The following is a 9,819-nucleotide window of genomic DNA, read 5'->3' on the forward strand; positions in this document are numbered from 1 at the left end:
CTTCGCTGCTGTTCCTTCACTTCTATGTAGAATCGCAGAATAGGATCAATCAGTTGCAGGCAAATAGCGGCACCGTGAGGTTGTTGAGCAATTGCTCCAGTTGTTTGCCATACACCATATTGTGCAGCACCGACCCTTGTTTTACGCCGGAGATAACAAGATCATAATTATCCTGCTGTACAACGCTTTCGATAGCAGCTGGCAGAGATTTATCATCGGGAGCACTGTGCACAGAAGTGATTCTCACGTCATGAGACTCCAGGTAAGAGGCCACTTCTTCCAACGCAACGATATCGTACTCTTCGCTGCCCTGAAAATCACAAAGAATGCCAGCCTGGCCTGAACGTTTAAGCAGTGGCAGCGCGCTCTTAAGGGTTCTTGATGCTTCTACACTGTTGTCCCACACCAAAATTGGTGCATTGAAAAATGCGTTTTCAGGAACGTGTTCAGGCATCACCATAACGGGGGCGCTAAGCGGTTGTTTGAAGTCGGGCAACAAGGATTTGAGTTTCACCTGATCAAACCCATCGAACCAGCTGCGGCTCAGGATCACCAGATCGTGTGTAAGGGACACAATCGACAGCTGCTCTTGCAGATTACCCGGCACAGTAAACCAGTGGAATTCTTCGTCTTTACCGGCTTTTTCTTTCAGTAGACTGCGCAAATTTTGCAAATCTTCTTTCACCAGTGATTTGCTATTTTTGGCGGCGTCAGGCACATAGGCCACCCCTTCCGGGGCCAGAATCAGGTCGGCGGTATTTTCGGGCATCGTTGCCAGTTCTGACTGGAAATAAACGCCGTGAACCCGACTGTTATCGTGATGTGCCAGGCTGTCTGCCCATGTAAGTCGTTGCAGGCAACTGTTGTCACTGCTAAGTTGCACTAATACACTTCTGAAACACATTATCATTTCTCCTCTCAGGCGGTTACCCTTGAAACCTTGCTTTTTTGAGTCGCAAAATTTCTGTATGTATTATAGCTTGCAAAATCAATGCTATTTCGTCATGTAAGGCCAAGTCATTGATATTAATGGTTTTAATATTTAATTTTGCAGCCTGGTAGCCGGTGTTTTTGATTTGTTGTGGGAATTTTACATAGCTGCCCTGAAAAATTTTCACGGCAACTAGCACCATCGGTCATTCCCGTTGAAAAACCGTCATTCCACGCTTACCGGGGCGACGGATTAGTCAGAATATTCAACTGCTTTTCCTGCACAGAAATGTCCAGTTCTGCGGCCTTTCTGATCTCGCCGTCAATGCTGTAAGTTATTGGACTTTCGCTTTTGATTTGTAAGCGTTTAACGTGTTGATGCTGGAATTTCCGGTTATCCGGCTGGTTAAACTCAGACAACAGAAGCTGCAGCATGCCGGTGACAATGTCATCGCTATTTTCCTTGTCCAGCCAGGTGATATCCAGTTTGCCATCCCGGGCATCGGGTTCTCCGCCGCCCTGAGCTAACAGGGTAAATACCGGTGCTGAATTGGCGATAACCAGACTATTGGTTTCCATTTCCTGCCATCCCTGACCGTCAAAGTTCGCCTGAAACTTGTGTAGTTCATTTTCACTTACGGCATGGAATAAACCGTTCAGATAAGCCAGTTGTCCAGATTGGTTTTTAGTTTCCCGGTTTGCCAGTTCAATCATTCGGGACTCGAATCCGATACCCAGTACCAGGGTGAACAACTCTTCATTACACAAACCAATATCAAAGGCTTCGGCATGACCCTGGATAATGGTTTCACATGCGGTTTTCACCGGCAGAGCTTTTGCTTTTATTCCCCAAAGGGCGTGACTCAGAGCATTAGTGGTACCCAGGGGGATTATCCCCATTTTGATTTTCGTGTGTCTGAGCGCTGCAGCCACCTCGTTAACGGTACCGTCACCACCCGCGGCAATAATGACATCGGCACCGGATTCAATCGCGTGCTTTGCCAGTTGTTGACCATCCACTTCCTCACTGGTAGTTAACACGGATAATGCATAGTATTTTCCCAGGGTTTCGCAAATTTCTTTGCGATGCTCTGGCCACTTTCCGCCACCGGAAACCGGATTGGCGATAATCCATGCATTGGGATAAAGGGTGACTTTTTTGCTGCTATGAATGTTTTCCAGTGACCGCAATTGCGCCATATTCAGTCCGGCTGTTTTGCGAATGGCATTGATCTCGTTTAAAACATCTCTGACGGTTTTGTCTTTGTCTAACATCAGTAAATAGGCTGCCAGCAGAAATACTGAGCGTCCCCGACCCAGGGCACAATGGATCACCACATTTTTATTACTGGCCCGTTGCCCGTGTATCCAGTTGACCGCATGTAATACGTCGTTTGGTTTCGGAGACTGATGATCCAAAACCGGGACATTGAGGTAGGCCATATCGGCCTGTTCCGCAGACCAGTGCAGGGCATCGAACTCACTGGTGGCGTCTAATATGGCGCTAATTTTCAGGGATTTTAAGGTTTCAAGATCCGATGGCGTTAGCCGCCGTGCTAAAAACAGGCCCGGTTTGATTTCCTGGACTGCAGGGGTTTTATCCCGGAGCCTCACAAAGCGATTGTACAAATTAGCGGCGGTCAAAAAGGGCCAGAAAAGCCACACGATAACACCAGGAATGCGTCCATCGTGGTTTTTTCTGAAAATCTGAGGTTGCTTAAACAGGTAGGCACTGGCCACCAGAGACACCGACGTCGCTGACCACAACAACAGAGCTTTCGCCAGCCACTGCTCTGTTAACAGGGTTAATAGCCACAGCAGCAGCGCGACAGCGGTATAGTAAAGGCTAAAAGGTCGGCTTTTTGGGGTTTTCACTTATTCCTCCTGATAACGTTTGGCTTGCATTCTGTTCACCAGCGAAGTCGTGGCCTGTGTCACAATCCTGGTCGCCACGACACTCAGTAAAAAGCAGCAAATCAGCTTTTTAACGGTTTCTGAAGGCCCCTGTATAATCAGGGCCCACAAGCTCAGTATGGTGATGATGACGACAATTTCGGTCACAGTACCTCCTCAGTGAATATGCTTATACGGTGCTTTGGATAAAACGGGTTTAATCCTGGTTTTCCGTGATGAAGTAGATTAGGCAATTCTCAGACCATATGTAAAAATAATTAAAAATCATGGGTTTATATTTAATATGAACTAAAATACTGTGGTCTCGTATGTAAAGACTTCACTAAACTGAAAATTTTTCACATGACTGGCTTTGGTTAATAAGCGTGGCAAAAAAATCGCAGTTCATTTTGTTTTTGGCGCAGTTAAACAATAAATTGATTGATTTATTGGTGTCGCCGAAAACGACGTTACCCTGGTTACTGAATTCGGTCCCCGGGGCAGGCTGGGTTTTGCCATTTTTAGCACCGCTACGGGAGTCAGGCTCGATGCTGCCGCAATGGTGGATAAAGCGATCAGCGATTGGTACACACCAGCGCCGCGACTATGGCTGGCGACTGGGTATGGTCATTCAGTTACTTGGTCTTTTTGGTTTTTGCTTCAGCGTTTTTTTCACGTCTGGTAGCTCTGTAGCGGCCGGACTTTTGATGTCGCTGGCAGTATTAAGTGTGGGGCGCGCCTTTACCTCGGTGTTCAGCAAGGACATTCAGGCTGAGTATGTTGCTAAACGAGTTCGTGGCCGGTTTACAGGACTGGTATCAACAGTCTCAGGTGGACTGAGTATCGGCTTTGCATTGTTATTGATCACTGGTCTGTTCATGGAAAATCGCTCTATGGTGGCCTGGAGTTTTGTCTTTCTGTGTGGTGTTGTCGCCTGTACCTTACTGCTGAGTTTTCCGCTTACCTGCAAAAGAGAAGTTGAACAACAGCAGCCTACATCCTTGCTGGCACAATTTCAGGAAAACCCACTGTTAACACATATGGTGCTAAGCCGCTGTTTATTGCTTCACGCCATGTTAGCTATTCCCTTTATCGGCTCCAGCCTTGGCGCAGAGCAGGGCATTAACATTGGCTGGTTAATTTTGGTTTCAGGCATAGCGTCACTGACAGCGTCTTATATCTGGGGTGTTTTTTCCGACCGGGAGGTGATCAAAACGCTGGCACTGTCTGCTTCATTATGTCTGGTGGTTTTGTGGATCTTAGCGGTGTTTTTGCAGTCATTGTCGCAGTCGATGCTACTGGGGGGCTTTTATTTGTTGTTAGTGGGCTACGATGGCGTTCGTATCGGCAGAAAAACCTTATTGCTCAATGCCACTACCGACGACAACCGCCTGGCGTTTGTCGGTGTCGGAAACACCTTTGTTGGTGTTTTTTTGCTGGTGAGCGGTGGCGTGTTGAGCGTGCTTTATACCTATCTGGGGACGCAAATAATGTGGTTTATGTTGCTTTGTTTGATGTTTGGGATAGTGCATTTATTTAAATTAAACAAGGTCTTACAAGGTGCTGTAAGCGCATAAGCCGGTGATAATCGCGAACAAATATTGGTAATTGCACTGACAATAACCTAGCATTTGTAACAAATCGGTTTGTCTGGCGGAGCCTGATGTTTTGGCTTACGGCTTCTTAAATGAACAAGGGTTATAACAGGGCCTTTTACAACAACACAGATAGCATGGGGGTTTATGAAGTTACGTAATCTGATACTACTGATTTTTTTAATACTATCGGGCAAGTTACTGGCCAAAGATGTCAAAGTGATGGATGGTGCGGGTAAGCCTGTGGCGTCTGTGGTGATTAGTTGGCCGTCCTCCTCCCATACATCACCGTCCTCTGAGCCGGTTATTGTGGATCAGGTTAACCGGGCTTTTGTCCCCCATATTAGTGTTATTACCGCAGGACAAAGTGTGGACTTTCCCAACAGTGATAACATACGACACCACGTTTATAGCTTCTCCGAAAGTAACCCTTTTGAAATTAAACTGTATCGCAACCGTCCGGTGGAGCCGATTTTGTTCGCCAATTCCGGGATTGTCGCACTGGGCTGCAACATCCACGACCAAATGATTGGTTATATCTATGTCGCTGCACCCAATGAAACGGCGGTACTGACTGATGAAAACGGTATCGCGACTGTTCCGGAGATTGAATCTGTTCAATATTGGCACCCGCGCATGTCACTTGCGGGCACACAGGTGAACAGCGTGCAGCTATCTGACGAGAATCCGATGACTATCGTATTAGACTTGCTTCCGGCACCTGAAGAAGAAAAGTCTGCAACCTTTGGCTCGGCTACCTTTGGCAGCAATTAATTCCAAATCGCAGCAAAGGCCGATGGTCTTTAGCCTGCTGAAAGTGATCACTGCGGTACTCTTGTTGACAGCAATTGCGATTATGTACGTGTTGGCGTCGACCCTCAGTACTCACGCCAAAAAGCAATTGCAGTCTGATTTACAATTGGTTCAGTCTGTCATCGAACAGGTTGTGCAACGGGAACAAAAGTCACTATTTACCTCAGCATCGGTGCTTTCCAAAGATTTTGGCTTCAGACGTGCGGTTGCCACCAAAGATGCCCCGACGATTGCCAGTGTTTTGCAAAACCACGGTAGCCGGGTTAATGCTGATTTGGCGTTGTTGATGCAGCTGGATGGTGTTTTATTAGCCTCTTCAAAAACGGAGCATCTGAGCGACGGTAGTTTCAATAATCCGTCGTTATTACAGGAAGCCATCGCTAACAGAGGAGCCTCTGCCTATATCGTTTTTGAGGAAAACTTGTACCTGGCGTTTTTGATGCCAGTGATGGCGCCTACACCCGTTGCAGTCACCTTGTTTGGGGTAAAATTGGAACAGGGTTTTCTGAAAGAATTACAAACTCTGGCGCAATTGCAGTTGTCCATGACGGTACAGAGTGACACTCACCAGCAATTGTATTTTCAGACGGATCAGAACCAGCAGGATTGTATTTCGCAGGCAGATCTAACCCTAAGCAGCACCTTGTTTTATTCAGCCGGAGCTACCTGCATTTCCACTTCTTTTGAGTTGAGCAACAGTCATGGTACTCAGATAACGGTGTCTGTTTATGACCAACTTAGCAAACTTTTTGCTGATTTTTTTAAGTTGCAATGGTCGGTTATAGTGACCATTGCATTGGCCATTGGTGCGTCTTTATTTTTAACTGCCTGGTTAACCCGAAAAATCACAGCGCCACTAAGCGTGTTGGCAAATAAGGCACAAATTGTATCCGGTGGGGATTACTCCGAGCTGGTATTACAACAAGTACATTCCAGAGAAGTTGAAGAGCTGCACCAGTCATTTAATAACATGATCAGTGCAGTACAAAAACGTGAGGCGCAAATTCGGCATCAGGCTGAGCATGACAATCTGACCCATGCATTTAATCGTATGAAAATAGCCGAGCTGTACGAAAGTCGCGCTCAAAACGGTGAAGTTTTTAGTGTTATCGCCGTCAATCTGATCGATTTACGTTCAATTAACGATGTGTTTGGCTACCACGTCGGTGACTATGTCATTAAAACGATGGCAGAACGCATGATGGCATTGGAGGGCGAGGTTGCCCGTCTCGACGGTGGAACCTTTCTGTGGTTAGCGCCTGATACGCAAACAATGTCGGCCCTTGATGAACTAAAGTCGACACTGGAAGATGCGCCTGTGTATAACGATGTTACTGTCCCCATCAAGATTTCAATGGCGCATTTGCGATGCCCGGACGACTCACAAAATTTTAACTCACTCATCAAGCGCATAAATATGGTGTTGGATGAAGCAAGAGCAACGGATGTGCCCATCCTGATATTTCATCCAGACGTTGAACAACAATACAGCCGTAAACTGCAAATTGTTACCCAGTTAAAACGTGCCCTGGCGGACCCAGATAAAGAATTCAAAATGGTGTATCAGCCGAAATTTGAAACGACAACACAAACGGTGACAGGCGCAGAGGCACTGATCCGCTGGATCAACCCCGAACTCGGCTTTGTGCCGCCGGATGAATTCATTGGTATTGCTGAACAGGCCGGGCTGATATTTGATATTACTGATTGGGTAGTAAAGCACGTTGCAAAAGACTGCAAAACACTCTGGCAGGCAGATATTCCTATTACTGTTGCCGTCAATTTGTCCACCCGTGACATTATGCGGGAAGAAATTAATCAACTGATATTAGCGGCTTTAGCTCAGCGACACCTGCCGGTTGAGGCCTTTTCCTTAGAAGTAACAGAAAGTGATTTAGTCAGCAATCAGGAAAAGGCCACCAGCAACCTGAGAATGCTCAGAGAGTCTGGTTTTTCTGTCGCCATTGATGATTTTGGCACCGGGTATTCTTCGCTGTCCTATTTAAAAAATCTGCCGATCAATATTCTGAAAATTGATAAGAGTTTTGTTCTGCATCTGGCAGACAACGAAGAAGATCAAAGCATTGTTCAAACCACATTGCTGTTGGCAAAAAATCTCGGGCTGGATGTTGTGGCCGAAGGAATTGAAGACGCGGCGTCCCTGAAATTACTGACTGATTGGGGTTGTCGCTGGTGTCAGGGCTACTACATAAGCAAACCCGTCGATTTGGCCGATTTTATAAACTGGTTTAAAGAGCGACAACAAGATGACTAAACGCAATAAAACCATCATTGTTAACGCTGTGGTCATGGCCGCGGCAATGATATTAAGCCCCGTTGGCATGGCTGCCACCGGTAAACTCATTGGTACAGCCGGACTTAATATGATTGAAGGCAGTGGTGGTGGGGGCATCGTTCCCTGGGCCACACTGGCAGGTTACGATAGCCAGGATCAGACCTCAGCCAATGCTTTTTACACGCAAGTGAATGTCGATGATTTTCGCCTTGATGTGCTGGGAGCCAGTGTCTCCCTGTACGACAGGGTTGAATTCAGTGTTGCTCAACACCGGTTCGACGTTGAGCCGCTGTCAACTGAGATTAAACAAGATATATATGGCGTCAAATATCGGGTTTATGGCGATGTGGTATACAGCCAGTGGCCGCAGATTAGTGTGGGTGTGCAGTATAAAAGGCTGGACGACGGCGCAATTGCGGCCGCGGTGGGTGCGGAGGATGCAGAAAGCGGCACCGACTTTTATGTTGCGGCCACTAAAGTGCATCTGGGGGCTTTCTGGGGCTACAACATGGTGTGGAATACCACACTACGAGCAACCAAAGCCAACCAAACCGGTTTGCTGGGTTTTGGTCATGTAGACGACGATGACTATGACCTGATGTTTGAAGGCTCCTTTGGTGTGCTGCTTTCCCGCCATCTGGCGATTGGCGTGGAATACCGGCAGAAGCCTGATAACCTGGGGTTAGGGGAGGACGACTGGAAAGATATCTTTATTGCCTGGATACCGTCAAAGCAGGTGAATGTAACTTTAGCCTACGCAAAACTGGGCAGTATTGCGGGAATTTCTGACCAAAATGGTCTGTATCTCTCTATCAACGGACAACTTTGGTGATAGCCATGAAAAAAATACTATGTACCTTGTTACTGCTGACTATTTTCGGTTGCGCCAGCACTTCGACAAGCCTGTATCAGCAACTGGGAGGGGCGCCTAAAGTGGCGGAAATCGTGGACAATTTTATCGCAGAAATTGAAGGCGATGAAATTATGCTCAGTTACTTCAAGGGATCAGACATTGGCCGTTTCAGAGAAAAACTCAATGAGCACTTGTGTTTTCTGACCGGTGGCGGATGTCAGTACACTGGTGATTCTATGGTGGATGTGCACACAGGCATGAACCTCAATGAAAGTGACTTTAACCACGGCGTTGATTTGTTTATTGCCGCGATGACCAGGGCTGATATTCCGCATCCTCTGCAAAATAAGGTACTGGCGGTAATGGCGCCAACCCGAGATGAAATGTTGTATCTGCAATAAACCAGGTAAAACGTCCAACGCTACGGCAACTTACATCACCAGACCGCCGTTGGTGTCAGGATTCAGGCCATACGTCACAAACCGGGTTTATGGTTTGTCGCAATTACGTATAGTGATTGTGCAGGCGTAGTGAACCTGCGTGCACAAAGTGCGTCTCCCTGGAAAGGTGGGTCTCCACCTTTCCCCCTCCACCTCTTCCTCGCGTTATGCTGTTCAATTTCCGGTTTTTCCGCTTTTTTACTGGCAAGTTTTAATGTCAGTATTATGATTGTAATGAGCGTCGTTCGTATTACAGGGTGTTAAGTGGGTATCAGGAAGGTGAAATTACAAATATTGGCGTTGCTGGCAGTTTTGCTGACAATGCTTAATATAAAAGCACAGTCTGCTGAGATAAATGTCGTCACAGAGTTATTTTATCCTTACCAGCAAGTGGATGAAGATAATCAGCTGAAAGGGTACAGCGTTGAAGTGGTTGAGCAGTTAGCCAGAATGACGGGCGATGCGCTGGATATTCAAATTTTACCCTGGGCGGTCGCTTATCAGGTTGCGCTGGAAACACCTGACACCATGATTTTTTCCATTGGCAGAACACCCGAACGGGAAGCATTGTTTGCCTGGGTTGGTAGCCTTGCTACTGAGTCTTTGCATTTTTGGGCGCTTTCTCAGTCTGGAGTCATTGAGTCCGACAGTCTCAGTGATTTTCGTCAATATCGTATCGCCGTCGTTAAGGAAGCCACAACTCACCAGCTATTGCGCGCCAGTGGTTTCGAAAAACTGTATATCATGGGCGGCAGTGAGAGTAATGTCAGTGAAGCCAACCGGATTAACATGCTTATCAAAAACCGTGCGGATATCATTATTGCCGCGGAAACGGCGATGTTACCAGCGTTGAAACAATTGCGTCTGCCAGCGACTTATTTAGTTCGGGTGCATCGGGCGCGCGAACTGGACAGTGAGTTATCCCCCTGTGTCAGGATAGTTGTCGCCTCAGTTTTTCGTATTGTTAGACAGGGGGTGGATGACAGGTTTGAGTGAAAC

The 9,819-nt window shown here is 47.0% G+C and carries 10 protein-coding genes; 6 read left to right on the forward strand and 4 right to left on the reverse strand.

The window, feature by feature from the left end; genetic code table 11:
- Positions 1 to 49: 49 nt before the first annotated feature.
- From AC0J20_RS06405 to AC0J20_RS06420, 4 genes are read right to left on the reverse strand one after another with little or no spacing between them, the layout of a single operon-like run.
- The gene (locus AC0J20_RS06405; RefSeq protein WP_473021055.1) at positions 50 to 904 is read right to left on the reverse strand and encodes a hypothetical protein; all 855 of its coding nucleotides are present in this window, start codon (positions 902 to 904) and stop codon (positions 50 to 52) included.
- A 22-nt stretch (positions 905 to 926) separates the two neighbouring features.
- Positions 927 to 1,133 (reverse strand): hypothetical protein, encoded by a 207-nt coding sequence (locus tag AC0J20_RS06410; RefSeq protein WP_473021056.1) that lies wholly within the window; start codon positions 1,131 to 1,133, stop codon positions 927 to 929.
- A gap of 34 nt (positions 1,134 to 1,167) precedes the next feature.
- Complete coding sequence (locus AC0J20_RS06415; RefSeq protein ID WP_473021057.1) at positions 1,168 to 2,805, reverse strand: diacylglycerol kinase family protein; 1,638 nt, start codon at positions 2,803 to 2,805, stop codon at positions 1,168 to 1,170.
- Positions 2,806 to 2,991, reverse strand: a complete 186-nt coding sequence (locus AC0J20_RS06420) for a hypothetical protein (protein ID WP_229530778.1) — start codon at positions 2,989 to 2,991, stop codon at positions 2,806 to 2,808.
- A 218-nt stretch (positions 2,992 to 3,209) separates the two neighbouring features.
- Here AC0J20_RS06420 and AC0J20_RS06425 point away from each other — a divergent pair, with 218 nt between their 5' ends.
- From AC0J20_RS06425 to AC0J20_RS06450, 6 genes are all read left to right on the forward strand, one after another.
- A complete protein-coding gene (locus AC0J20_RS06425) occupies positions 3,210 to 4,400 on the forward strand; it encodes an MFS transporter (RefSeq protein WP_473021058.1) in 1,191 nt (396 codons plus the stop codon).
- A gap of 165 nt (positions 4,401 to 4,565) precedes the next feature.
- A complete protein-coding gene (locus tag AC0J20_RS06430) occupies positions 4,566 to 5,192 on the forward strand; it encodes a methylamine utilization protein (RefSeq protein ID WP_473021059.1) in 627 nt (208 codons plus the stop codon).
- 22 nt (positions 5,193 to 5,214) lie between these two features.
- Positions 5,215 to 7,506, forward strand: a complete 2,292-nt coding sequence (locus AC0J20_RS06435) for a putative bifunctional diguanylate cyclase/phosphodiesterase (RefSeq protein WP_473021060.1) — start codon at positions 5,215 to 5,217, stop codon at positions 7,504 to 7,506.
- Between the two features lie 34 nt (positions 7,507 to 7,540).
- Positions 7,541 to 8,359 carry a DUF3034 family protein gene (locus tag AC0J20_RS06440; protein WP_473021066.1) on the forward strand — a complete coding sequence of 273 codons (819 nt, stop codon included), beginning with the start codon at positions 7,541 to 7,543 and terminating at the stop codon, positions 8,357 to 8,359.
- 5 nt (positions 8,360 to 8,364) lie between these two features.
- Positions 8,365 to 8,781 (forward strand): group I truncated hemoglobin, encoded by a 417-nt coding sequence (locus AC0J20_RS06445; RefSeq protein ID WP_229530782.1) that lies wholly within the window; start codon positions 8,365 to 8,367, stop codon positions 8,779 to 8,781.
- A 318-nt stretch (positions 8,782 to 9,099) separates the two neighbouring features.
- Entirely contained in the window at positions 9,100 to 9,816 is a 717-nt protein-coding gene (locus tag AC0J20_RS06450) for a substrate-binding periplasmic protein (RefSeq protein WP_473021061.1), read from the forward strand.
- Positions 9,817 to 9,819: the final 3 nt, after the last annotated feature.

This window comes from Planctobacterium sp. R6, assembly GCF_055755215.1.

What these genes read in the sequence shown, in the direction of transcription:
- AC0J20_RS06440 (WP_473021066.1), top strand. Translation starts at nt 7,541, where the DNA reads ATGGCCGCGGCAATGATATTAAGCCCCGTTGGCATGGCTGCCACCGGT.
- AC0J20_RS06430 (WP_473021059.1), top strand. Translation starts at nt 4,566, where the DNA reads ATGAAGTTACGTAATCTGATACTACTGATTTTTTTAATACTATCGGGC.
- AC0J20_RS06435 (WP_473021060.1), top strand. Translation starts at nt 5,215, where the DNA reads ATGGTCTTTAGCCTGCTGAAAGTGATCACTGCGGTACTCTTGTTGACA.
- AC0J20_RS06445 (WP_229530782.1), top strand. Translation starts at nt 8,365, where the DNA reads ATGAAAAAAATACTATGTACCTTGTTACTGCTGACTATTTTCGGTTGC.
- AC0J20_RS06405 (WP_473021055.1), bottom strand. Translation starts at nt 904, where the DNA reads ATGTGTTTCAGAAGTGTATTAGTGCAACTTAGCAGTGACAACAGTTGC.
- AC0J20_RS06410 (WP_473021056.1), bottom strand. Translation starts at nt 1,133, where the DNA reads ATGGTGCTAGTTGCCGTGAAAATTTTTCAGGGCAGCTATGTAAAATTC.